Origin of the sequence: Caulobacter segnis, from assembly GCF_029543125.1 — a bacterium.
Classification (GTDB): Bacteria; Pseudomonadota; Alphaproteobacteria; order Caulobacterales; family Caulobacteraceae; genus Caulobacter; species Caulobacter segnis_D.
In genome coordinates this window covers 351,494-375,184 of sequence record NZ_JARQWW010000003.1, presented here as the reverse complement: position 1 = coordinate 375,184, position 23,691 = coordinate 351,494, and the positions used below count along the sequence as shown (strand labels likewise).

Annotated in this window: 22 protein-coding genes and 1 pseudogene; 9 read left to right on the top strand and 14 right to left on the bottom strand. The window is 66.8% G+C overall.

Features of this window, described 5'->3' with window-relative positions:
• Positions 1 to 73: 73 nt before the first annotated feature.
• The 11 genes from P7B02_RS10960 to tpiA all read right to left on the bottom strand — a co-directional run bounded on the left by P7B02_RS10960 (position 74) and on the right by tpiA (position 9,450).
• Positions 74 to 1,450 (bottom strand): pyruvate dehydrogenase complex E1 component subunit beta, encoded by a 1,377-nt coding sequence (locus P7B02_RS10960; protein WP_277786381.1) that lies wholly within the window; start codon positions 1,448 to 1,450, stop codon positions 74 to 76.
• On the bottom strand, positions 1,447 to 2,472 hold the full coding sequence (gene pdhA, locus P7B02_RS10955) for a pyruvate dehydrogenase (acetyl-transferring) E1 component subunit alpha (protein WP_277786380.1): 1,026 nt from the start codon (positions 2,470 to 2,472) through the stop codon (positions 1,447 to 1,449). Before pdhA ends, P7B02_RS10960 begins: the two co-directional genes overlap by 4 nt.
• Before the next feature lie 66 nt (positions 2,473 to 2,538).
• Positions 2,539 to 2,835 (bottom strand): FtsB family cell division protein, encoded by a 297-nt coding sequence (locus P7B02_RS10950; protein WP_277786379.1) that lies wholly within the window; start codon positions 2,833 to 2,835, stop codon positions 2,539 to 2,541.
• 53 nt (positions 2,836 to 2,888) lie between these two features.
• Positions 2,889 to 4,172 (bottom strand): phosphopyruvate hydratase, encoded by a 1,284-nt coding sequence (gene eno, locus P7B02_RS10945; RefSeq protein ID WP_277786378.1) that lies wholly within the window; start codon positions 4,170 to 4,172, stop codon positions 2,889 to 2,891.
• Positions 4,173 to 4,247: 75 nt separating this feature from the next.
• Entirely contained in the window at positions 4,248 to 4,709 is a 462-nt protein-coding gene (locus tag P7B02_RS10940; RefSeq protein ID WP_277786377.1) for a hypothetical protein, read from the bottom strand.
• An 8-nt stretch (positions 4,710 to 4,717) separates the two neighbouring features.
• The gene (locus P7B02_RS10935) at positions 4,718 to 5,083 is read right to left on the bottom strand and encodes a DUF6152 family protein (RefSeq protein WP_277786376.1); all 366 of its coding nucleotides are present in this window, start codon (positions 5,081 to 5,083) and stop codon (positions 4,718 to 4,720) included.
• Between the two features lie 128 nt (positions 5,084 to 5,211).
• Positions 5,212 to 5,394, bottom strand: coding sequence for a 50S ribosomal protein L32 (rpmF, locus tag P7B02_RS10930; RefSeq protein WP_269713389.1), 183 nt, complete (start codon positions 5,392 to 5,394; stop codon positions 5,212 to 5,214).
• Positions 5,395 to 5,521: 127 nt separating this feature from the next.
• Positions 5,522 to 6,289 (bottom strand): calcium-binding protein, encoded by a 768-nt coding sequence (locus tag P7B02_RS19695; RefSeq protein WP_431355807.1) that lies wholly within the window; start codon positions 6,287 to 6,289, stop codon positions 5,522 to 5,524.
• An 86-nt stretch (positions 6,290 to 6,375) separates the two neighbouring features.
• Positions 6,376 to 8,028 (bottom strand): CTP synthase, encoded by a 1,653-nt coding sequence (locus P7B02_RS10920; protein WP_277786374.1) that lies wholly within the window; start codon positions 8,026 to 8,028, stop codon positions 6,376 to 6,378.
• 77 nt (positions 8,029 to 8,105) lie between these two features.
• The gene (gene secG, locus P7B02_RS10915) at positions 8,106 to 8,558 is read right to left on the bottom strand and encodes a preprotein translocase subunit SecG (protein WP_277786373.1); all 453 of its coding nucleotides are present in this window, start codon (positions 8,556 to 8,558) and stop codon (positions 8,106 to 8,108) included.
• Between the two features lie 130 nt (positions 8,559 to 8,688).
• Positions 8,689 to 9,450 (bottom strand): triose-phosphate isomerase, encoded by a 762-nt coding sequence (gene tpiA / locus P7B02_RS10910; protein WP_277786372.1) that lies wholly within the window; start codon positions 9,448 to 9,450, stop codon positions 8,689 to 8,691.
• Between the two features lie 148 nt (positions 9,451 to 9,598).
• On the opposite strand from tpiA, the gene P7B02_RS10905 reads away from it, so the two are divergent.
• Both P7B02_RS10905 and trpE read left to right on the top strand, forming a co-directional pair.
• A complete protein-coding gene (locus tag P7B02_RS10905) occupies positions 9,599 to 11,536 on the top strand; it encodes a peptidyl-prolyl cis-trans isomerase (protein WP_277786371.1) in 1,938 nt (645 codons plus the stop codon).
• On the top strand, positions 11,533 to 13,068 hold the full coding sequence (gene trpE / locus P7B02_RS10900; RefSeq protein ID WP_277786370.1) for an anthranilate synthase component I: 1,536 nt from the start codon (positions 11,533 to 11,535) through the stop codon (positions 13,066 to 13,068). Before P7B02_RS10905 ends, trpE begins: the two co-directional genes overlap by 4 nt.
• Here the strand turns inward: trpE and P7B02_RS10895 are convergent.
• Positions 13,065 to 14,627 (bottom strand): flavin monoamine oxidase family protein, encoded by a 1,563-nt coding sequence (locus tag P7B02_RS10895; protein WP_277786369.1) that lies wholly within the window; start codon positions 14,625 to 14,627, stop codon positions 13,065 to 13,067. The two genes, trpE and P7B02_RS10895, sit on opposite strands and share 4 nt — an antisense overlap.
• Positions 14,628 to 14,742: 115 nt before the next feature.
• A complete protein-coding gene (locus tag P7B02_RS10890; protein WP_347276648.1) occupies positions 14,743 to 14,946 on the bottom strand; it encodes a hypothetical protein in 204 nt (67 codons plus the stop codon).
• Between the two features lie 117 nt (positions 14,947 to 15,063).
• Here P7B02_RS10890 and P7B02_RS10885 point away from each other — a divergent pair, with 117 nt between their 5' ends.
• From P7B02_RS10885 to lexA, 4 genes are all read left to right on the top strand, one after another.
• Entirely contained in the window at positions 15,064 to 15,660 is a 597-nt protein-coding gene (locus tag P7B02_RS10885; protein ID WP_277786367.1) for an anthranilate synthase component II, read from the top strand.
• The gene (gene trpD, locus P7B02_RS10880) at positions 15,653 to 16,663 is read left to right on the top strand and encodes an anthranilate phosphoribosyltransferase (protein WP_277786366.1); all 1,011 of its coding nucleotides are present in this window, start codon (positions 15,653 to 15,655) and stop codon (positions 16,661 to 16,663) included. Before P7B02_RS10885 ends, trpD begins: the two co-directional genes overlap by 8 nt.
• The gene (gene trpC, locus P7B02_RS10875) at positions 16,663 to 17,451 is read left to right on the top strand and encodes an indole-3-glycerol phosphate synthase TrpC (RefSeq protein ID WP_277786365.1); all 789 of its coding nucleotides are present in this window, start codon (positions 16,663 to 16,665) and stop codon (positions 17,449 to 17,451) included. Before trpD ends, trpC begins: the two co-directional genes overlap by 1 nt.
• Before the next feature lie 99 nt (positions 17,452 to 17,550).
• Positions 17,551 to 18,252, top strand: a complete 702-nt coding sequence (lexA, locus tag P7B02_RS10870) for a transcriptional repressor LexA (RefSeq protein ID WP_277786364.1) — start codon at positions 17,551 to 17,553, stop codon at positions 18,250 to 18,252.
• A gap of 39 nt (positions 18,253 to 18,291) precedes the next feature.
• Here the strand turns inward: lexA and P7B02_RS10865 are convergent.
• Positions 18,292 to 20,222, bottom strand: a pseudogene (locus tag P7B02_RS10865) (ComEC/Rec2 family competence protein).
• Between the two features lie 199 nt (positions 20,223 to 20,421).
• Between P7B02_RS10865 and gltX the strand changes: the two are divergent.
• From gltX to P7B02_RS10850, 3 genes are all read left to right on the top strand, one after another.
• Positions 20,422 to 21,813, top strand: coding sequence for a glutamate--tRNA ligase (gene gltX / locus P7B02_RS10860; RefSeq protein WP_277786363.1), 1,392 nt, complete (start codon positions 20,422 to 20,424; stop codon positions 21,811 to 21,813).
• A 55-nt stretch (positions 21,814 to 21,868) separates the two neighbouring features.
• A complete protein-coding gene (gltA, locus tag P7B02_RS10855; RefSeq protein ID WP_277786362.1) occupies positions 21,869 to 23,146 on the top strand; it encodes a citrate synthase in 1,278 nt (425 codons plus the stop codon).
• Positions 23,147 to 23,211: 65 nt separating this feature from the next.
• Positions 23,212 to 23,691 carry a YybH family protein gene (locus tag P7B02_RS10850; protein ID WP_277786361.1) on the top strand — a complete coding sequence of 160 codons (480 nt, stop codon included), beginning with the start codon at positions 23,212 to 23,214 and terminating at the stop codon, positions 23,689 to 23,691.

The following is a 23,691-nucleotide window of genomic DNA, read 5'->3' as shown; positions in this document are numbered from 1 at the left end:
GAAGGCTTGCGGGCCTTCCAATATCTCGAAGGCGCGCCGGCCGCCGCTGAGAACAGGGCGACCGGCGGCTTCATCACTTGTAGCAGACCGCCTTGGCGGCCTTGACGATCTTGTCGACCGACGGCAGCGACAGCGCCTCCAGATTGGCGGCGTAAGGCAGCGGCACGTCTTCCTGGTGAACCCGCAGCGGCGGGGCGTCCAGATAGTCGAAGGCGTGCTCAATCACCCGGGCCACGATCTCGGCGCCGACGCCCATCGGGCCCCAGCCTTCCTCGGTCGCCACCAGGCGGTTGGTCTTCTTGACGCTCTCCAGGATCGTCTCGTGGTCCAGCGGACGGATGGTCCGCAGGTCGACGATCTCGGCCTCGATGCCCTCTTCCGCCAGGATCTCGGCGGCCTTCAGCGCCAGGCCCACCATGCGCGAGTGCGCGGTGATGGTGACGTCCTTGCCCTCGCGGCGGACCTTGGCCTTGCCGATCGGCACCACCCAGTCCTCAACGTCCGGGATGTCGAACTCGACGCCGTACATCATCTCGTGCTCGAGCACGACGACCGGGTTCGGGTCGCGGATGGCGGCTTTCAGCAGGCCCTTAGCGTCGGCCGCGTCATACGGGGCGACGACCTTCAGGCCGGGCACGCTGCCGTACCAGGCCGAATAGTCCTGGCTGTGCTGCGCGCCCACGCGGGCGGCGGCGCCGTTGGGGCCGCGGAACACGATGGACGACTTGATCTGACCGCCCGACATGTAGAGCGTCTTGGCGGCCGAGTTCACGATGTGGTCGATCGCCTGCATGGCGAAGTTCCAGGTCATGAACTCCACGATCGGCTTCAGGCCGGCCATGGCGGCGCCGACGCCGAGACCGGCGAAGCCGTACTCGGTGATCGGGGTGTCGATGACGCGCTTGTCGCCGAACTCCTGCAGCAGGTCACGGCTGACCTTGTAGGCGCCCTGGTACTGAGCGACTTCCTCGCCCATCAGGAAGACGTCCGGGTTGCGGCGCATCTCCTCGGCCATGGCGTCGCGCAGGGCGTCGCGGACGGTGATCTTCACCATCGGCGTGCCTTCCGGGATCTCCGGGTCCTTCAGCTCGACCTTCGGCTTCACCGGAACCGTGGCCTCGCCTTCCGGCTGCGGCTTGGCGGCTTCAGGCTGCTGCTTCTCCGCATCGCCGGCCGACTGGGCGGGAGCCGAGGCCGGAGCCGCGGTCTCGCCATCGCCCTTCAGGCGCGCGATCGGGGTGTTGACCTTCACGCCTTCCGAGCCGGCGGCGACCAGGATGGTCTCCAGCACGCCCTCGTCGACGGCTTCCACTTCCATGGTCGCCTTGTCGGTCTCGATTTCGGCGATCACGTCGCCGGCCTTCACTTCGTCGCCTTCCTTCACCAGCCACTTGGCCAGGGTGCCCTCTTCCATGGTCGGAGAGAGCGCGGGCATGAGGATGTCCGTCACTGAGCGGCCTCCAGGTACACGTCGGTATAAAGTTCGGAGGGATCCGGCTCAGGGCTGGTGCGGGCGAACTCGGCGGCTTCGGCGACGATCTTCTTCACCTCGGCGTCGATCTCCTTCAGCTCCTCCTCGCTCACGCGGGCCGCGTCCAGCAGGCCGCGCAGGTGATCGATCGGGTCGCGGGTCTTCTTGACCTCGTCGACCTCGTCCTTCGACCGGTACTTGGCCGGGTCGGACATGGAGTGGCCGCGATAGCGGTAGGTCTTCACTTCCAGGATGTACGGGCCTTCGCCGTTGCGGGCGTGGTCGGCGGCCTTGCGGCCGGCGGCCTCGACAGCCTCGATGTCCATGCCGTCCACGGCTTCGCCGGGGATGCGGAACGACACGCCGCGCTTGTAGAGGTCGGTCTCCGAAGAAGCCCGCTCCAGCGAGGTGCCCATGGCGTACTGGTTGTTCTCGATCACGTACACGACCGGCAGCTTCCACAGCTGGGCCATGTTGAAGCTTTCGTAGACCTGGCCCTGGTTGGCCGCCCCGTCGCCGAAGTACGTGAAGCTGACGTTGCCGTTCTCACGATACTTGTTGGCCAGCGCCAGACCGGTGCCGAGGGCGACCTGGCCGCCCACGATGCCGTGGCCGCCGTAGAAGCCGGCTTCGACGCTGAACATGTGCATCGAGCCGCCCTTGCCCTTGGACGAGCCGCCGGCGCGGCCGGTCAGTTCGGCCATGACCTCGTTCGGGTCCATGCCCGCGGCCAGCATATGGCCGTGGTCGCGGTAGCCGGTGATGATCTGGTCGCCCTTGACGGCGACCTTCTGCATCCCGACCGCGACGGCTTCCTGGCCGATGTACAGGTGGCAGAAGCCCCCGATCAGACCCATGCCGTACAACTGACCCGCGCGCTCCTCGAAGCGGCGGATGAGCAGCATGCTGCGGTAGCTGTCGAGCAGGTCGCCCTTACGGTTGCTGACACCGGTGTCAGTGCCCTTGCCCGAAGAAGTCTCAGCTTTGCGCGTTCGCGCCATGAATTTCTCCCTGGACCGTTTGCATTGCGGTCTCCGTCCCAAGAACAAGGGACGTAAAGTCCCGCCTCAGGGTTTCTTGCGGATCACATAATCCCTGGGGTCGCCAAACCCAAGAAGGACGCGTGCGCGTTCTTCCAAAAGGTCCGCCGACAGGCTTCCGTCGCGTAATAGACGAGCCCTGGCCTCCAGGTCCATCCTTTCGGCGCGGATGCGCTTCAGTTCCTGCTGTCGGACTTGCAGCGTCGCGTTGCGTTGGGACGACGTCAGCAACCCACGATCCCCCGTCAGCGCATGAAATGCGAAGTAGAAGATCAGGAACGCCAGGATGGCGGTGGTCAGATAGGGCTGCAGACGCGCGAACATGCCGATTCCCAAAGGGATGAACCGACATGTCGCGCATCGTGCTTAACGCCTGATTACCCACGACCTTTCAGAGCCGCGCGGCCAGCGTAGATCGCCTGGTCGTCAAGCATCTCCTGGATGCGCAGCAATTGGTTGTACTTGGCCAGCCGGTCCGAACGGGCCAGCGAGCCAGTCTTGATCTGGCCGCAGTTGGTGGCGACCGCCAGATCGGCGATCGTCGCGTCCTCGGTTTCGCCCGAACGGTGGCTCATGACGGCGGTGTAGCCGGCGCGATGCGCCATATCCACGGCGTCCAGGGTCTCGGACAGGGTGCCGATCTGGTTGACCTTCACCAGAATGGAGTTGGCCAGGCCTTTCTCGATGCCGACAGCCAGACGCTCGGGGTTGGTGACGAACAGATCGTCGCCGACCAGCTGCACCTTGCCGCCCAGACGCTCGGTCAGCAGCTTCCAGCCGTCGAAGTCGTCTTCGGCCATGCCGTCCTCGATCGAGACGATCGGGAACTTGCTGACCAGGCCGGCCAGGTAATCGACCATGGCGGCGGGGTCGAGGCTCTTGCCCTCCCCTTCCAGCTCGTACTTGCCGTTCTTGAAGAACTCGGTCGAGGCCACGTCCAGGCCCAGGACGAAGTCGTCGCCGACCTTGTAGCCCGCGCCCTCGCCCGCCTTGACGATGAAGGCCAGGGCTTCTTCGGCCGAAGCCAGGTTCGGGGCGAAGCCACCCTCATCGCCGACATTGGTGTTGTGGCCGGCGTCCTTCAGGGCCTTTTTCAGGCCGTGGAAAATCTCGGCGCCCATGCGCAGGGCTTCGGAGAAATTCTCCGCGCCGGTGGGCAGGATCATGAATTCCTGGATGTCGATCGGGTTATCCGCGTGCGCGCCGCCGTTGATGATGTTCATCATCGGGACCGGCAGGACACGGGCGGAGACGCCGCCGACATACTTGTAGAGCGGCAGGCCGGCCGATTCCGCGGCGGCCTTCGCCGTGGCCAGCGAGACGCCCAGAATGGCGTTGGCGCCCAGGCGGGACTTGTTCTTAGTCCCGTCCAGTTCGATCAGGACATTGTCGACGCGGCGCTGGTCGTCGGCGTCGAGACCAGCCAGGGCGTCGTAGATCTCGTTGTTGACGGCTTCCACCGCCTGCTGGACGCCCTTGCCCAGATAGCGGGCCTTGTCGCCGTCGCGCTTCTCGACAGCCTCGTGAGCGCCGGTGGAGGCGCCCGAGGGCACCGCGGCGCGGCCAAAGGCGCCGTCTTCGAGGACGACATCGACCTCAATCGTCGGATTGCCCCGACTGTCCAGAATCTCGCGGGCTAGGATGTCGACGATTTCGGTCATGGGAGGCTCCGAGTTTCAGGGGCGCGGCTGGCTTAGCCGCACGGGGCCGATTTCGCAAACGCCGCGCACAACTGATCAGAGATAAGCGATCAGGCGCCCCGCCACGATCACACCCGTCCAAAGCATTATCGACAAGGCCGCGGAGACCTTCGCGCCCAGCGGCGGGGTGTCCAGGCGCGGCTTGTAGAGGCGGAAAAGTCCGGCGTTGATCACAGCCGCGACGATCAGTAGGAGCTTGATCTGGAACACTCTGGAGGCCGCCAGGGTCACGGCGTCGGCGGAGAAAAGGAAGACGCCGCTGACGACCATTACAGAGAAACCGAAGACCGCGATCGGGGTCAGGGCGCGCCAGACGGACGAGGCGTGCAGGCTGTTGGCGTAGCCGATGATGCGCAGGTCGAGCAGAATCGCCGAGCCGGCGACCATCACCGCCCCCAGGACGTGTGCGACGTTGAACAAGGGGTAGGCCCAGGCGGATTCGCGCACGAACGCGCCGACGCCGGACGCCTGGATCGTCGTCCAGAAACTTTCGAGCATCACCAAACTTAGCGCAGTTCGACCGTCTTGCCGCCGGCGATGATGCGCTCGGCCCTGATCTCGGCCACGCCGTCGGTGCGGGGATAGCCGACGACGGTCACGGTCTTGCCCACCGCCACGTCGGCGGCGGCGAGGCCCCTCGCCTCCATCCGCGCCACCGGCGCCAGCACGATGTTCCAGGTCTTGCCGCCGTGATCCACGGTGATCTCGCCATGGGGGTTGCGGTAGGCGGCGCTTTTCACCTTCGCCTCGACCGTCATGGTCTTGGCGGCGTCGTAGCTGCTCCAACCGTGGTGCGCCCAGGCGGCCAAGGGCGCGGACAGCAGAAAGGCCGCTGTTGCGGCGGCGGCCAGACGGGTTTGGGATTTCAGCATTTGAACGCCCCTGCGCTTGAACCTTCGGAACAAAACCCCTGACTTCGCGGTCGGGTTCCGGGTCAAAAGCAAAACGCCGCCCGCCTTGCGGCGAGCGGCGTTTCGAAACGCTGTGCGTCGGCGAAGACTTAGTCCTCGTTCGGCGTCAGGATCTGCTTGCCGTTGTACAGGCCGGTCTTCAGATCGACATGATGCGGACGACGCAGTTCGCCCGAGTCCTTGTCCTCGATGAAGGAGTTGGCGCCCAGGGCGTGGTGCGAACGGCGCATGTTCCGGCGCGACGGGGAGGTTTTTCGTTTAGGAACGGCCATCGAAGTGACTCTGCTCGCTGAGCTTTGAAAACGGATGCGGCGGCCCGAGATTGCGCAAGGGCCGCCGCGTGAGCAGGGGCATATGCCTGAAACGCGCTCAGGTTTCAACCCCACGCCCAAACTTCGATCAGTCGAAGATGAAGTCAGCCGGATGAAGCAAGTGCATGCTGTACCCCAGCAGCGTTATCTTTGTGCCCTCGTAAGTGAAAATCGCATTTCGCCCAAACTGCGCCTGTTCGTCAGTGAAATGACTCATGATGTCGTTGAACGTCCATCCGTCGGTGATCCTGGTCAGATCGATCTTTTCACCAGTCCCATAGAAGGAACCGCGGAAGTCATTAATCGTCGTCAGACTATCCGGGCCGATACCGAAAATGTCGTCGCCGGCGCCTCCGCCGAGGATGTTCACACCCTTTCCGCCATCGAGGTAGTCGTTCCCCCCGTCGGCGAAGATGTTGTCATCACCGTCGCTGGCGACGATGACGTCAGCGCCCTCACCGCCACAGACGAGGCTGAACTGGCCGGCGCTCTGTTGGAGGATGATGATCGTGTCGTCACCGTCCTCGCCGCGCATGACGACGGATTCACCGCCGCCGATCATAAGGTCATGACCAGCGCCGCCGGATATAGATCCGCCGCCAACACCGCCAATCAGAGTGTCATCACCAGCATTGCCGTCGATGTAGAAGATTCCCTCGCCAGCCTGGATGACGTCGTTACCGTCTCCGCCGTAGAGCGCGTCCCACCCATCACCGCCATCAATGAAGTCGTCACCGCCATCGCCGCGAACGACATCATCTCCGCCGCCAGCAAGGATGGCCTCATCCAAGGCCGTCCCGATCAGCCGGTCAGCCTCATCGGTTCCGAATATGATTTTCACGTTCTTTGCCTCCATAACGCCTCCCACGAGGCGCTGGAGAACAAAGATATCGATTCAAATAATGCTTATATTTCAAAGCATAAGGCCTGACTTTTATTGCGTCAAACCAGCCGGCTTTGCTCCTTGGCCGCGGCGATGAAGCTCGCGAACAGGGGGTGCGGGGCGAAGGGGCGGCTCTTCAGTTCCGGGTGGAACTGCACGCCGACGAACCACGGATGGTCCGGGCGCTCGACGATCTCGGGCAGGACGCCGTCGGGCGAACGGCCCGTCAGCTTCAGGCCCGTGGCCTCCATGCGGTCGTTGTAACCGATGTTGACCTCGTAGCGGTGCCGGTGGCGTTCGCTGATGGCGGTGGAGCCATAGATGTCGGCGATCTTGGAGCCCGGCGTCAGGACGGCGTCATAGGCGCCCAGGCGCATGGTGCCGCCCAGATCGTCGCCTTCCTTGCGCTCGACCCGCTCGTTGCCTTGAACCCACTCGGTCATCAGACCGACCACGGGCTCGGACGTCGGGCCGAACTCGGTAGAGCTGGCGTTCTTCACGCCACCCAGGTTCCGCAGCGATTCGATCACCGCCATCTGCATGCCGAAGCAGATGCCGAAGTACGGGACGTTGTGCTCACGGGCGAACTGGGCGGCGCGGATCTTGCCTTCCGCGCCCCGCTCACCGAAGCCGCCGGGGACCAGGATGGCGTGCGCGCCTTCCAGGCGAGCCGCGGCCGCGCCGTCCTCGCCCTCGAAGGTCTCGCTCTCGACCCAGTCCAGGTTGACCTTGACCTTGTTGGCCACCCCGCCGTGGTGCAGGGCTTCGATCAGCGACTTATAGGCGTCCTTCAGGACGGTGTACTTGCCGACCACGGCCACGGTGACTTCGCCGTCCGGGTTGGTGGTGGTCTCGTTGATCGTCTCCCAGCGCGACAGGTTCGGCGCGGGAGCGTCCTTGATGCCAAAGACGTCGAGCACTTCGGCGTCCAGGCCTTCCTGGTGATAGTCGAGCGGCACCGCATAGATGGACGAGCTGTCCATGGCGGTGATCACGGCGCTGGTCCGCACGTTGCAGAACTGGCCGATCTTGCGCTTTTCCTCGGCCGGGATCGGCTGCTCGCAACGGCAGAGCAGGATGTCCGGCTGAATGCCGATGGAGCGCAGCTCCTTCACCGAATGCTGGGTCGGCTTGGTCTTCATCTCGCCGGCCGTCTTGATGAACGGCAGCAGCGTCAGATGCACGAAGCAGGACGCGCCCCGCGGCAGATCCTGGCCCAGCTGGCGGATAGCCTCGAAGAACGGCAGGCCCTCGATGTCTCCGACCGTGCCGCCGATCTCGACCAGCACGAAGTCGGCCTGCTCGCCCGTCGCATCGTCGATGGCGGGGCTGAGAACGAACTCCTTGATCTCGTTGGTGACGTGCGGAATCACCTGGACGGTCGCGCCCAGATAGTCGCCGCGGCGCTCCTTCTCGATGATCGTCTTGTAGATCTGGCCCGTGGTGATGTTGTCGGCCTTGCGGGCCGACACGCCGGTGAAGCGCTCGTAGTGGCCCAGATCCAGGTCGGTCTCAGCGCCGTCGTCGGTCACGAAGACCTCGCCGTGCTGATACGGGCTCATCGTGCCCGGATCGACGTTGAGATAAGGGTCGAGCTTGCGAAGGCGGACCTTGTAGCCCCGAGCCTGAAGGAGCGCGCCAAGCGCTGCGGAGGCGAGGCCTTTCCCCAGAGAGGAAACCACGCCGCCGGTGATGAAAATATACCGCGTCATGGGAGGTCAGAGTACTCGTGATTCGGGCCGCGAAACTCGCGGCCCGGTGTTCATCAACAGCATTTGTAGAGAGGTCGTCATTGCGGGGTCGGCGTGGACCCCGGAGCCGGGACCTGGGCCGGAGCCGGGGCGGCTGCCGACGGGGTCGTCGGCGAGAGTTGGGGATCGAACTGGTTCAGTTGCGGGGTCGGGGCCTGAACCGGCGGCGGGACCGAACCCGGAGCCGGCGCGGCCGGACCTTGCTTGAGAGCATTGGGGTCGATGCGGTCGATCTTCATGCGATCGACGATCGACTGGCTGGCGCGTTCGCGGCCGGACAGCAGGGTCAGGCCGAAGCTGAGCAGCACGAAGATCGTGAACAGGATCCAGGTGATGCGGGTCAGCAGATCGCCCGCGCCGCGCGCCGACATGAAGCCCGTCGGGCCGCCGCCCATGCCGAGCGCGCCGCCTTCGGAGCGCTGCAGGAGCACGACCCCGATCAGGGCCAGGCACACGATGATGTTGGCGGTCAGAAGAATGCCGGTCAGCATGTCGTTTATTTCTTGTGTCTGGGCGGCCAAAAACGGGCCGCGCGAAACGAAGCGGCCCTCCTAGCACCGGAGAGGCCGCCGCGCCAGACTTGGGGACGCATTAGTGCGCCGCCAAGTCCCGAGCTTGATTTCAGGCCGCCGCGGCGATGGCCAGGAAGTCGACCGCCTTTAGCGAGGCGCCGCCCACCAGGACGCCGCCCACTTCCTTCTGCGATAGGATGTCGGCCGCGTTCTTCGGGTTCACCGAGCCGCCGTACAGAATCTGCACGCCCGCCCCCTGCTCTCCGAACAATTCGACCAGAACGGAGCGCAACGCCTCATGCGCCGCCTCGATGTCCGCCATGGTCGGCGTGCGGCCCGTCCCGATGGCCCAGACCGGCTCATACGCCACGGCGAAGGATTCGCCCTTGAGCGCCTCGACCGGCAGCGAACCGCGCAATTGGCCGGTGATCACCTCGATGGCCCGGCCGGCGTCGCGTTGCTCCAGGCTTTCGCCGATGCACACGATGGGCTCCAGGCTGGCGCGCAGGGCCGCTTCGGTCTTCGAGCGAACCAGAGCGTCGCTTTCGCCATAGCCGCCTCTCCGCTCCGAGTGGCCGAGGATGACCATGGCCGCGCCGGCGTCGGCCAGCATTTCGGCTGAGGTGTCGCCGGTGAAGGCGCCCGAAATCTCGGCCCGGCAGTCCTGTCCGCCCACCACGACGGTCTGCCCCGCCAAGGCTTCGGACATGCGGTGAACAAGCGTGTCGGGCGGGAAAATCGCCACGCGGGCGGCGGGCGGATTGCTGTCCACGCCGGCGGCCACGGCGCGCGCCTCATCAAGGGCGGCGGCCAGACCGTTCATCTTCCAGTTGCCAGCGATCAGCGGGCGAAGGGTCGTCAATTTGCTCATGACCGCCTGTGAGCATCGTCGGCGCAGGGTAAGTCAACCCTCTGCACGCTTGCGGGCGAGTTAGCGCCTCTACTATACCGCCTGCTCGCGCTCATCGGCGCGCCAAGCTTCACGCGCTCTCCGCGCGACCCAGTCAGGAAGGTCTTCGATGCTCGCCGCCACTCGCAAGTTCGCGAAATCCTGGGTCGCCGCGGTCCTTATGGGCCTGCTGATCGTCAGCTTCGCCATCTTCGGCATCAGCGACGTGTTCACCAACCGCATCGGGACCTGGGTGATCAAGGCCGGCGACCGCGAGGTCTCATCCCCCGAGTTCAAGCGCATGTTCGACAACTGGCGCCAGCAGGCCCAGCAGCAGAGCGGCCAGGAGCTGCCGCTCGAACTGGTGGTCGAGCGCGGCTTCGACAAGCGCCTGATGGATGAAATGGCCACCCGTGAGGCCATGGCCGCCCTGATCGCCAAGATCGGCGTCAAGCCGTCGGACAAGCTGATCGCCGATGAGCTGCGCAAGAGCCCGGCCCTGTTCAACCCGGTCAGCGGCGTCTTCGACCCGGCGATATACCAACAGCGCCTGGCCGAGAACAATCTGACCCCGGCGGTCTATGAAGGCCTGCTGCGCGACGACATCGCCCAGAGCCACCTGTCGGCCGGCCTCGCCAGCGGCCTGCGCGCGCCACGCATCTATGGCGCCCTGCAGGCCGCCTTCATGATGGAGCAGCGCGACGTGGCCTATTTCGAGGTCACCGCCGCCAGCGTCGGCCAGCCGCCGGCCCCGACCGACGCCGAGATCCAGGCGTTCATGAAGGAGAACGCCTCGCGCCTGACGCGTCCGGAGTTCCGCGTTCTGAAGATCGTCCGCTTCACGCCCCAGGCGTTCCAGACCAACGCCCCGATCGACCAGGCCGAGGTCCAGAAGAAGTTCGATTTCCGCAAGGACAGCCTGTCCACCCCGGAAACCCGCACCGTGCTGCAGGTTCCGGTCGCCGACGCCAAGACGGGCGCGGCCGTGGCCGACCGCCTGCGCAAGGGCGAAGACGCCGCCGCCGTGGCCAAGTCCGTCGGCCGTGAGCTGGTGACCATCGCCGCCAAGCCGAAGACCGCTATCCCGGACCGCAAGGTGGCCGACGCCGCCTTCGCGCTGAAGGCCGGCGAAGTCAGCGCCCCGATCCAGGGCGACCTGGGCTTCGCGGTGATTAAGGTCGTTGAAGTGACCCCTGGCCGGCAGGCCTCGCTCGAAGAGCAGCGCCCGGCGATCGAAGCCGAACTGCGCCAGGAAGCCGCCAACGAAAAGGTCTATGAGCAGACCCAGACCTATGACGAGGCTCACTCCGGCGGCGCAAGCCTGACCGAGGCCGCGGCCAAGGCCAACGCCCAGGTCCTGACCACCCCGCCGATCAGCGCCCAGGGCATGGCCCAGAGCGGCCAGCCTATCCAACTGCCCCCCGCCCTGATGAAGGCCGCGTTCGAGCTGCCGTCCGGCGGCGAAAGCGACGTGACCGAACTGGGCAACGGCGAGTATTTCGCCGTCCGCGTCGATCAGATCATCCCGCCCGCCCTGCCCCCTCTGGCCGAGGTGAAGGATCAACTGTCGCGCATCATCATCATGCAGCGCACCGCTGACCGCATGCGCGCCCGGGCCGACGCCCTGGCCGAGCGCGTCCGCAAGGGCGAGAGCCTGGAAGCGGTGGCCGCCTCGGCCGGCGCCCAGGTGAAGAAGGCCGCCGGCCTGTCGCGCCTGACCGCCCAGCAGAACCAGACCCTCAGCCCGCAGATCCTGGGCGAGGCCTTCGCGCAGAAGCCGGGCTCGGTGTTCACGGCTCAATCCAGCCAGTTCGCCTTCAGCGTCGCCAAGGTCGAGAACGTCCGCGGCGGCGACCAGGCCCAGATGGCCCAGGCCGCCGAGAGCCTGCGCCGCCAGCTGACCTACGGCATCTTCCAGGACATGGGTCAGGCGACCGCCGCCTATGCCCGCAAGGCGATCAAGGTGACCACTAACCTCGATCGCGCCCGCGCCGCCATCGGCGTCGATCCCGAGATCGCCAAGAACGCCCCGGCGGATACGAAGGCCGCTCCGGAGAAGGCGAAATGAGTTTCGAGCCGGCGTTCAGCCCCTTCGCCGAGGCTTATGACGCCGGCAGACCTCAAGTCGTCTGGACGCGTCTGATCGACGACCTGGAGACCCCGGTCTCCGCCTATATGAAGATCGCGGGCGGCCGCCCCTACGCCTTCCTTTTCGAGTCGGTGGAAGGCGGCAAGCACCGCGACCGCTACTCCATCGTGGCGATGAACCCCGACCTCGTCTGGCGCTGCCATGGCGACAAGGCCGAGATCGCCGAGGGCTGGGATGCTGTCGCGGCCGGGTCCTTCATGCCGCAAAGCGCCGGCGCGCTGGAAAGCCTGCGCGACCTGGTCGCCGCCAACCGCATTCCGCTGCCCGCGGGCCTGCCGCCCATGGCCGCCGGCCTGTTCGGCGCGGTCGGCTACGACATGGTGCGTCTGGCCGAGCATCTGCCGGACATCAATCCCGACAGTCTGGGCCTGCCGGACGGGATCATGACCCGCCCGTCCATCGTCGCGGTGTTCGACGCCATCGCCCAGGAAATCATCCTGGTGACCAGCGTGCGGCCGGACGGCGGCTCCGCCCAGACGGCCTATGACGCCGCCAAGGCGCGCCTGCTGGCGGTGATGAACGACCTGCGCGAGCCGCTGCCGCGCAGCGAACCCCACGCCCCGCGCGAACAGCCGGCTTTCGAGACCAAGGTCAGCCGCGCCGACTACGCTGGCGTGGTGGAGAAGGCCAAGGACTACATCCGGGCCGGCGACATCTTCCAGGTGGTGCCCAGCCATCGCTTCAGCGCGCCGTTCGAGCTGGAGCCGCTGGCGCTGTACCGCTCGCTGCGCCGGACCAATCCGTCGCCGTTCATGTTCTTCCTGAACTTCGGCGACTTCCAGATGGCCGGGTCGAGCCCCGAGGTCATGGTCCGCCTGCGCGACGGCAAGATCACCATCCGCCCCATCGCCGGCACCCGCCCGCGCGGCAAGACGCCGGAAGAGGACCTGGCGCTGGAGCAGGAGCTGCTCGCCGATCCGAAGGAGCGGTCGGAGCACCTGATGCTGCTCGACCTCGGCCGCAACGATGTGGGCCGCGTAGCCATGCTGCGCGACGAAGGCTCCAACGCCGCCGATGCGCCGTCCAAGGGCATGACGGTACGCGTGACCCAGAGCTTCGTCATCGAGCGCTACAGCCACGTGATGCACATCGTCTCCAACGTCGAGGGCGACGCCCCTGACGGCCTGGACCCGGTGGACGTGCTGATGGCCGCCCTGCCCGCCGGCACGGTCTCCGGCGCGCCGAAGGTGCGGGCCATGGAGATCATCGACGAGCTGGAGATCGAGAAGCGCGGCGTCGGCTATGCCGGGGCCGTGGGCTACTTCGGCTCCGACGGCTCGGTGGACACCTGCATCGTCCTGCGCACCGGTCTGGTGAAGGACGGCGTGCTCTACGTCCAGGCGGGCGGCGGCGTCGTGGCCGACAGCGACCCGGACGCCGAGTACGACGAGACCCTCAACAAGTCCCGCGCCCTGAAGCGCGCCGCCGAGGAAGCCTGGCGCTTCGCCTAGGCGGCCGTGGCGCGCTTGTGGATGGCGGTCACGCTCTCCTGGGCGGACAGGGCCGCGCCCTCCTGCCAGGCGTTGAGATAGCTCATGTGCTCGCCCGCGAAGTAGAACGGGCCGTCCGGCTTGCTGAGCGTGGCGTAGTCGGTGGAGCGCTGCTCCTCGCGCCAGCCCACGGCCACGCCCTCGTTGAAGGCCGTCTGACGCCAGGACACCGTGGCGGGCAGCATCAGCTCCTTTCCCCGCCCGGGGTGGAACGTCTCGATCACCTTGCGTGACAGGGCGAAGCGGTCGTCGAAGGACTTGGCCTCGAACTTCAGGCGGTTCTCCGGGCCGGAGAAGCCGATCGAGTAGGCGCCGACGATGACGCCGGTCTTCTCGCCGAAGCCGCCGCTGGGGTACCAGACGACTTCGCTCTCCTCGTCGGTCCAGCCCAGGCCGCCGTACTGGAAATCATCCTGCTCCCAGAACCGCCGGCTCTGCCAGGCGACCTTGGTGCCCGGCTCATAGTGGGCCGAGGCGATGGCCTGCTTCACCTCCGGCGCGAAGTCGGACGGGATCTTGGCTAGAACCGGCAGGGGGATGGTGACGATGCAGTAGTCGGCGTCGAGCGCCTTCTCAGCACCCGCCTCGTCATAGACGATGCGGACGCCCTTCCCCGCCTTGCCGATCTTCTTCACGACGGCGCCGAAGCGGACGGACGACTTCACCGGCTCGTAGAGGGCGTAGGCGATGCGGTCCATGCCGCCCACGGGCTCCAGCATGGTCGCCTGCATCTCCGTGATCTCCTCGAAGATCAGGCTCGCCCCCCAGAAGCGCGATGACATCATGTCCTGCAGCTTGAGCGACGCGCCGGGGATGGCGGGTCGGGCGTAGGCGCCCGGCGCCTGGGTGAAGACGGAGCGGACCGAGCCGGTATAGGTGTGGCTGGCCGAGAGGTCGCCGTAAGCCGCCAGATAGTCGAGCAGCATCTGCTTATCGACCCCAGTCAGCTCCTGATCCAGGGAGCCTTTGCCGATGGCCTTTGAAAGCAGCTCGGCGAAGACGCCGCGGGTGTCGTTCACCGCCTGGCTCTCGGTCGTCACCTTGCCGTTGAAGAAGAGCTTGGCGGAGCGGTTGGCGTTGACCAGCACTTCCAGCGGCACGCCCAGCTCCTGGCAATAGCCGATGATGGCGTGGTGCCATTGCGGAATGCGGGCCGGGCCGGCGTTGAAGTAGTGGTGCCTGCCCCGCTCCCACTCCACCACCTGATCCGGCCGGCCGATCTGCTGGATGCGGTCGCCGCCGCGGATGGACCAGCAGCGGCCGCCCGGGCGATCGCGGGCCTCCAGGACCGTGACCTCATAGCCGCCTTTCCTGAGCTCGTAGGCGGCGACCAGGCCGGCGATCCCGCCGCCGAGCACCGCTACTTTCTTGCCCGCGCCTGAGCCGGCCGGCAGCTTCGGGGTTCCGGCATAGGCCCTGGGCGCGGCCAGCAGGCCCATGCCCATCATGGTCGTGTAGAGCGCGCCGTAGCCGCCCGCCTGCCCCACCGCACTCAAGAAACGCCGACGCGAAATGCCCATGAGGTCCCCCTTGATGTCCGGATCAAAGGCGTGGATCGCGACGCCTACAATGCACGGATCACGGGTTTTCAAAACCAGCGTTACGGCGCCTGTTCATCAGGCGCCTTCGCCCGATTCAGAGCGGCTTGGCGGGGTCCACGGGCGAAGCGTCGTTCGCCAGGGTGTCCTTGGGCAGGCGTTCGGTGATCACCGGCGGCGCCAGCACCATGGCCACCACGAAGGCCAAGGCGCAGAGCGCCGCGAAGGCCGCCGCGGCCAAGGCCGGCCACACCTGCTCCTGCCGCATGGGCGACTTCAGCAGGCCTCTCGCATAGGCCATGGCGGCAGGATCTATCGCGGGTTGTCGGACGGACATGACGTTAAGGATGCGCGAGTCGCAAATGCTTGGCGAGAAGCCTCGTGAGGGACTACATGCACGCCTAGTGAAAGGCGGCGCATGATCCTCGTCATCGATAACTACGACAGCTTCACCTACAACCTCGTTCACTATCTGAACGAGCTTGGGGCGCAGACGGTCGTGCATCGCAATGACGCCCTGACGGTGCAGGAGGCCCTGGCCCTGAAGCCGTCGGCGATTCTGCTTTCACCGGGCCCGAAAGCCCCGGCCCAGGCCGGCATCTGCCTGCCGATTCTGCGCGCCGCACCGGAAGACATGCCGATCCTGGGCGTCTGCCTCGGCCACCAGGCCATCGGCGAGGCCTATGGCGGCGACGTGATCCGCGCCAAGTCCATCATGCACGGCAAGACCAGCCAGATCCGCCACACCGACAAGGGCCTGTTCAAGGATCTGCCGGACGGCTTCACGGCCACCCGCTATCACAGCCTGGCGATCGATAAGGCGACCCTGCCGGACGAGCTGGAGGTCACCGCCTGGACCGACGACGGCGAGATCATGGGCGTGCAGCACAAGACCCGCCCCGTCCACGGCGTGCAGTTCCACCCCGAATCCATCGCCACCGAGGGCGGCCATCAGCTTCTGGCCAACTTCCTCGACCTGGCCGGCGTCAACCGGAACCCGACCACCTATGTCTGACGCCTTCAAGCCGCTGCTGGCCAAGCTGGCGGACGGTCAGACGCTTTCGGAAAGCGACGCCGAGACCTTCTTCGCCGCCTGCCTGCGTGGAGAGCCGACAGGCCCGCAGGTGGCCGCCGCCGTCACCGCCATGCGCCTGCGCGGCGAATCCATCGGCGAGATCGCCGCCTGCGCCCGCGCCATGCGCCGCGCCGCCACCATGCTGGATCACCCGTTCGAGGTGATCGACGTGTGCGGCACCGGCGGCGACGGTCTGCACACCTACAACGTCTCCACAGCCGTGGCCTTCGTGGCGGCCGGCGGCGGTCTGAAGGTCGCCAAGCACGGCAACCGCGCCATCTCCTCCCGTTCCGGCACGGCTGATGTGCTGACCGCGCTGGGCGTGAAGATCGACGCCGGCGCTGCCAAGCAGCGCGAGGCGCTGGAGACCGCCAACATCTGCTTCATGTTCGCCCCGGCTCATCACGGGGCCATGCGGCATGTGACACCGATCCGCGCGGAGCTCGGCTTCCGCACCATCTTCAACCTGCTGGGCCCGTTGTCGAACCCGGCCGGGGCGACCCGTCAGGTGCTCGGCGTCTATGACCCGCGCCTGGTGGAGCCGTTGGCCCGCGTGCTGGGCGCGCTGGGCGCCAAGCGGGCCTGGACGGTCCATGGTTCGGGGATGGATGAGCTGACCACCACGGGCGACAGCGTCGTCTGCGAGTGGAGCGAAGGACGCGTGCGCCACTTCACCATCACGCCCGAGGCCGTCGGCCTGCCCCGCGCCGCCCTGGCCGACCTGACCGGCGGCACGCCGGAGCAGAACGCGATGGCCCTGCTGGAGCTGCTGGACGGCAAGCGCGGCGCCTATCGCGACATCGTGCTGCTGAACGCCGCCGCCGCCTTCCTGGTGGGCGAGCAGGTGGAGACCCTGGCCGAAGGGGTCGAGCGCGCCGCCGACGTGATTGACGACGGCCGCGCCAAGAACGCCCTCGCCGCCCTTATTGAAGCGACCGCCTGATGACCGACATCCTCGCCAAGATCGCCGCCTACAAGCGCGAGGACGTGGCCGGCCGCAAAGCCGTACGCAGCCAGGCCGATGTGGACGCCGCCGCCAAGGCCGCCTCGCCGACTCGGGGCTTCCGCGCCGCGCTGGAGGCCAAGCACGCGCCCGGCCGCCTGTCCCTGATCGCCGAGATCAAGAAGGCCTCGCCGTCCAAGGGACTGATCCGGGCGGATTTCGATCCCCCCGCCCTGGCTCGCGCCTATGAGGCGGGCGGCGCGGCCTGCCTTTCCGTGCTGACCGACGGCCCCAGCTTCCAGGGCGATGACGCCTATCTGGTGGCTGCGCGTGAAGCTGTGGCCCTGCCGGCCATCCGCAAGGACTTCCTGGTCGATCCCTGGCAGGTGGCCGAATCACGGGCCCTCGGCGCCGACGCCATCCTGGTGATCCTGGCGATGATCGACGACGTGCTGGCCGGCGAGCTGATGTCCGAGGCCGCGCGTCTGGGCATGGACGCCCTGGTCGAGGTCCATGACGAGGCCGAGATGGAGCGGGCCGGCAAGCTGGGCTCGACACTGGTCGGCGTGAACAACCGCGATCTGAAGAGCTTCGTGGTCGACCTCGCCGTCACCGAGCGCCTGTTCCCCCTGGCCCCGCAAGACGCGCTGTTGGTCACCGAGAGCGGCCTGTTCACCGCTGACGACGCCCGGCGCATGGAAACCGCCGGCGCCAAGGCGATGCTGGTGGGCGAAAGCCTGATGCGTCAGGACGATGTGATGACCGCGACCAAGGCCCTGCTTGGCTGATCCGAGCGGCGTTCTTGTTAACTTGACACTAACCAAGAACGCCTAGAGAACATCCTCATGTGTTAGCGGTTTGTTCCGCAGCTCCCGTGAGGCTGATCCATGCTGACCCGCAAGCAGCACGAGCTCCTGATGTTCATTCATGAACGCATCAAGGAGACCGGCGTGTCCCCGTCCTTCGACGAGATGAAGGAGGCGCTGGATCTGGCGTCCAAGTCAGGCATCCACCGCCTGATCACGGCGCTGGAGGAGCGTGGCTTCCTGCGCCGCCTGCCGCATCGGGCCCGCGCGCTGGAAGTCGTGAAGCTGCCGTCGCAGGCCACGACCTCGGCTCCCCCCAAGGGACGCGGCGCTTTCCGCCCCGAAGTCATCGAAGGCACGCCGCATCTGGCCGCGCCAGAGCCGATGGTCGCCAACGACGTCCGCGAACTGCCGGTGCTCGGCCGCATCGCCGCCGGCGTGCCGATCGAGGCCATCCAGCACGAGCGTGACCGCCTGACCGTGCCGGAGAGCATGTTGGGCGCTGGCGAGCACTATGTTCTGGAGGTCCAGGGCGACTCCATGATCAACGCCGGCATCCTGGATGGCGACTACGTCGTCATCCGCCGAGGCGACACCGCCACCTCGGGCGAGATCGTCGTGGCCTTGGTGATGGGCGAGGAAGCCACCCTGAAGCGCCTGCGCAAGAAGGGCGCCTCCATCGCTCTGGAGGCCGCCAACCCGGCCTATGAGACCCGCATCTTCGGTCCCGATCAGGTTCAGGTGCAGGGCAAGCTGGTCGGCCTGATCCGCCGCTACCACTGAGCCCTTCGCTCTTCTGGAAGTTTTGACGGCCCTGGGCGCTCACCGCACCCAGGGCCGTTTTCCTCTGAGCGGCTGCGCCCAGACGATCCGCCAACCCTGCGGCGTTCGATAAAGTTCGGCGGAGCCGCCGGCTGCGAAATGCTCGGCGTCGAGAATGAGAACACCGTCACATGCGCTTGGAAGCGCGGGCTGCACACCTCTCAGCACAACCACCTCAGCCCCGGCGCAGAGCGCTTCAAGCTTGGGCGCCCGACGCGTCCAGCTCGCCGCCATGCGGACCGGCGCATCCTGCCTCGGCAGACATGTATAGCGACTACATATGTACATATGCTTATCCGTCAATTCCGTCAGGCCGCGACGCCTCATCCAGAATTCGGCGCCGAACCTTCGCGCCTCCGGCCGCAGCAGGACACCCTCCCCGCCCAGGCGAACGGCGGCCGCCGCGCCCTCCGCCTCGATCCAGGCGTCGGGAGCCGCCGGTCGCGGCCACAGGAGAACCGCCAGCGACAGCGGCAAGCCGACCCAACGCAGCCGTCCCTTCCAAAGGCACAGGATCATCACGCCCATGAAGGCGGCCGGCAGGGCGGCGCTCGGGGCGCTGGGGACCAGGGCGTCGGCGCCAGGCGCGGTCCCGAACCAGACCGCCAGGGTGGTCATCATGTCGACGCCCCACCCGGCCACGGCCAAGAACGGGCCGCCCAGGCCCAGCGGGGTCAGCACCGCGCCGATCGCCAGGAACGGCATGATGATGAAGGACGACAGCGGGGCGGTCAGCAGATTGGCCGGCAAGCCCCACATGGCCACGCGGTTGAAGTGCTGCATGGCGAAGGGCGCGGTGGCCATGCCGGCCACGAAGCTCACCCCGACGCTGACGGCCAGCCACGCCCCCACGGCCTGAGCGGCGCGGATCGGCCAGGGCACCGAAATCTCGCGCGCCGGCGGCCGCCACGCCTCCACCAACGCCACCAAGGCGGCCGTGGCGGAAAAGGACATCTGGAAGCCCGGAGAGGCCGCCGCCTCCGGCTGGGCGATGAGGATCGCCAGGGCCGCGATGGCCAGGGCGTGCGGCTGATGGCGCGGCGGTCGAACAGTATGGCCAGGAAGGCGACCGCTCCCGTGATCGCCGCGCGCTCGGCCGGCGCGGGCGCGCCGGAGATCACCAGATAGAGCCCGATGGCCGCCAGCCCGGCGACCGCGGCGATCTTCTTCCCGGAAACCCGCAGCGCCAGCCACGGCAAGGCCGCGACACTCACTCGCACCGCCGCGAAGACAAAGCCGCCGACGATGGCCATATGCATGCCGCTGATCGACAGGATGTGCGCCAGGCCCGAGGCGCGCATGGCCTCGGTCTGCTCCTCCGTGATCCAGGCTTCGTGCCCCGTGACCATGGCGGCGGCGATGGCGCCGGATTCCGGCTCCATGGACCGCACGATCCTGCTCGCCAAGGCCCAGCGCAGGGCGTTGATCTTCATCACCAGCCTCAGCCGCCAAGGCGGCGGCTCCAGCTGAGTGAACATCGGCGCCTCGCGGGAGAAGCCGACGCCGCCCACGGCGTCGAACCAGGCGTCGCGCGCGAAGTCATAGGCGCCGGGGCTGGCCGGCGGCGGGGGCGGCCCGACCATGGCGCGGAAGGTGACCACCTCCCCCGGCCCGATCACCGCCTCGCGCGCCACGGTCACGCGGATGCGGTGCGGCAGGTCAGAGGGCGCCACGCCGGATATGAACACCGGCGCGATCAGGATCCGGCCGCCGCTGACGCCCGGGCTCGCCACGTCGATCACCCAGCCCTCGATCCGGCGCGGGCCATCCGCCTCGCTGATGATCGGAGCGGCCACGCGCTGGGTGCGCACCGTTCCAGCGAACATGCCGCCCACGAACGCCGCCAGCAGGATCAGCAAGGCGGCGCCCCTCATACCCCGCCTGCGGGCGAGCAAGGCTGCGCCAAGCGTCGCGCTGAACAAGACGCCCATCCACGGCAGGGAGGGCTCGATCGGCAGGGCCAGATAGGTCGCCGCGCCAAGCCCCAGCGCCACCGGCGCCCACAGCATGGCCCGCCCCGCCTGCGCCGCCGCTTCAGCCCGGAGCCAGGCGATCAGGTCCGCCGCACTAGGAGCCCGTGGAAGCCGCGTGCTAAGACGCCGCCCACTGATCCGAGTACTCGAAAGACCTATGTCCTCTCCCGTCGTCACCCGCTTCGCCCCCTCGCCCACCGGTTATCTGCACATCGGCGGCGCGAGAACGGCGTTATTCAACTGGCTATATGCGCGCCATACGGGTGGCAAGTTTCTGCTGCGCGTAGAGGACACTGATCGCGAGCGTTCGACGGATGCTGCTGTCCAGGCCATTTTCCAGGGCCTGGATTGGATGGGTCTGCAGGCCGACGATGAGCCGGTCTTCCAGTTCTCCCGCGTCGAACGCCACAAGGAGGCCGTGCAGCAGCTTCTGGAGGCCGGCCGCGCCTATCGCTGCTGGCTGATCGGCGACGAACTGGAAGCCGAGCGTGAAAGGGCGAAGGCCGCCGGCCACGCCCTGCGTTCGCCTTGGCGCGACCGCACCGACGGCGACCTGTCACAGCCGCACGTGATCCGCTTCAAGGGCGCGATCGACGGTGAGACCCTGATCCCCGATCTGGTCCAAGGCGAGGTCACCTTCCAGAACAAGGCGCTGGACGATCTGGTCCTGCTGCGTTCGGACGGTGCGCCGACCTACAACCTCGCCGTGGTGGTGGACGACCACGACATGGGCGTCACCCACATCATCCGGGGCGACGACCATCTGAACAACGCCGCCCGCCAGGCCCTGATCTATCAGGCGCTGGACTGGGCGCTGCCGACCTTCGCCCACATCCCGCTGATCCATGGGCCGGACGGCGCCAAGCTGTCCAAGCGCCACGGCGCCCAGGCGGTCGGCGACTTCGAGGACATGGGCTACCTGCCCGAGGCCATGCGCAACTATCTGGCCCGGCTGGGCTGGAGCCACGGGGACGACGAAATCTTCTCCGACGAGCAGGCCATCGGCTGGTTCGACATCGCCGACGTCAACAAGGGCGCCGCGCGGCTGGACTGGGACAAGCTCGCCTTCATCAACGCGCACTACATCCGGGCCGCCGACGACGCGCGCCTGGCCGATCTGGTCGCCGGCGTCCTCGCCAAGCGCGGCGAGGCGGCGGACAAGGAAAAGCTGCTGGCCGCCCTGCCCTTCGTAAAGGAGCGCGCCAAGACGATCCTAGAGTTGGCGGACCAACTCGCCTTTGCCCTGAAGGCGCGCCCGATCGCCCTGGACGACAAGACCAAGGGCCTTCTGACGGACGAAACCTCCGGCCGCCTTTCGCGACTGCGAGAAACTCTGGCCGGCATCAACGACTGGACCTTCGAAACGCTTGAGCCGGCCTTGAAGGCCTTCGCGGAATCCGAGGGCGTAGGCCTTGGAAAGATCGGCCCTGCGCTGCGCGGCGTGCTGACCGGCGGCGCCCCCGCGCCGGACCTGGCGAAGATCCTTGCGGCGCTAGGCCGCACAGAGAGTCTTGTTCGGATTCACGATGCGCTTTCGCAATCGCAGTAAGGCGCTATAACGCACCGCAAACGCCCGTTAGGGCACAGCTACAGAGGGAACGGGAATGAGCGATAAAGCTGTCCTGACCATCGGCGACAAGTCGTACGACCTGCCGATCATGAAGGGGTCGACCGGCCCGGACGTCGTCGATGTCCGCAAGTGGTACGCGGATTCGGACACCTTCACGTTCGACCCTGGCTTCACCTCCACGGCCTCCTGCGAGAGCAAGATCACCTATATCGACGGTGACGCCGGCGTGCTGCTGCACCGCGGCTATCCGATCGATCAACTGGCCGAGAAGTCGAGCTTCCTGGAAGTCTGCTACCTGCTGCTGAACGGCGAACTGCCGAACGCGGCGGAGTTCGCGAAGTTCGACAACAACATCACCTACCACACGATGCTGCACGCGCAGTTCGACCGCTTCTTCGAGGGCTTCCGCCGCGACGCCCACCCGATGGCGGTCATGACCGGCGCGGTCGGCGCCCTGTCGGCCTTCTACGCCGACAGCATGAACGTCGACGACGCCCGTGAACGCGAAATAAGCGCTCATCGCCTGATCGCGAAGATGCCGACCATCGCGGCCCGCGCCTACAAGTACACGATCGGCCAGCCGTTCGTGTCGCCGCGCAACGACCTCTCCTACTCGGAGAACTTCCTGCGCATGTGCTTCTCCGTGCCGGCGGAAGACTGGGTGCCAAACCCGGTTCTGACCCGCGCCATGGACCGCATCTTCATCCTGCACGCCGATCACGAGCAGAACGCCTCGACCTCGACCGTCCGCCTGGCCGGCTCGTCGGGCGCTCACCCGTTCGCGTGCATCGCGGCCGGCATCGCCTGCCTGTGGGGCCCGTCGCACGGCGGCGCCAACCAGGAAGCCCTGGAGATGCTCGAGCAGATCGGCTCGGTCGAGAACATCCCGGCCTTCATCGAGGGCGTGAAGAAGCGCGAGTACAAGCTGATGGGCTTCGGCCACCGCGTGTACAAGAACTTCGACCCGCGCGCGAAGGTCATGCAGAAGACCTGCCACGAGGTCCTCGGCCAGCTGGGCATCAACGACCCGCTGCTGGAAGTGGCCATGGAGCTGGAGAAGATCGCCCTGAGCGATCCGTTCTTCATCGACCGCAAGCTGTACCCGAACATCGACTTCTATTCGGGCATCACCCTGCGCGCCATGGGCTTCCCGACCAACATGTTCACCGTGCTGTTCGCCCTGGCCCGCACCGTGGGCTGGATCAGCCAGTGGAAGGAAATGTTCGAGGATCCGACCCGCAAGATCGGCCGTCCGCGTCAGCTCTACACGGGCGCGACGCAGCGGGATTACGTCCCGGTCGACAAGCGCTAGGCTTCGGCTTCATTCTGATGACGGCGGCTCCAATGGAGCCGCCGTTTTCGTATCTGGAGCCCGTCATGATCCGCCAAGCCGCCATCGCCCTGATGCTCGCCGCCCTGCCCGCGCCCCTGCTGGCCGCGCCGGCTCTGTCGCCGGCCGACACGGCGCGGGAGGACGCCGGCATCCGTCAGGTGATCGCCGACATGCAGGCCGCCTGGAACCGGGGCGACTATCGAGGCTACATGGCCGGCTTCCAGAACCCGGGGGTGATCTTCGTCTCGGGCGGCAAGTTCCAGGACGGCTGGCAGGGCACGCTGGATCACTACATCCGCGACTATGGCGACTCGGTCGACACGCGCGGAACCCTGACCTTCTCGGACATCCGCATCGAATTCCTGGCGCCGGACGCGGCGCAGCTGATCAGCCGCTACCATCTGGAGCGGCCTCAGAAGGCTATGAGCGGGATCAACACCCGTCTGATGCGCAAGATCGACGGGCGCTGGCTGATCGCCCTGAACCACGTGTCGGCCTATGACGTCCCGCCAGCCGGCAAGTAG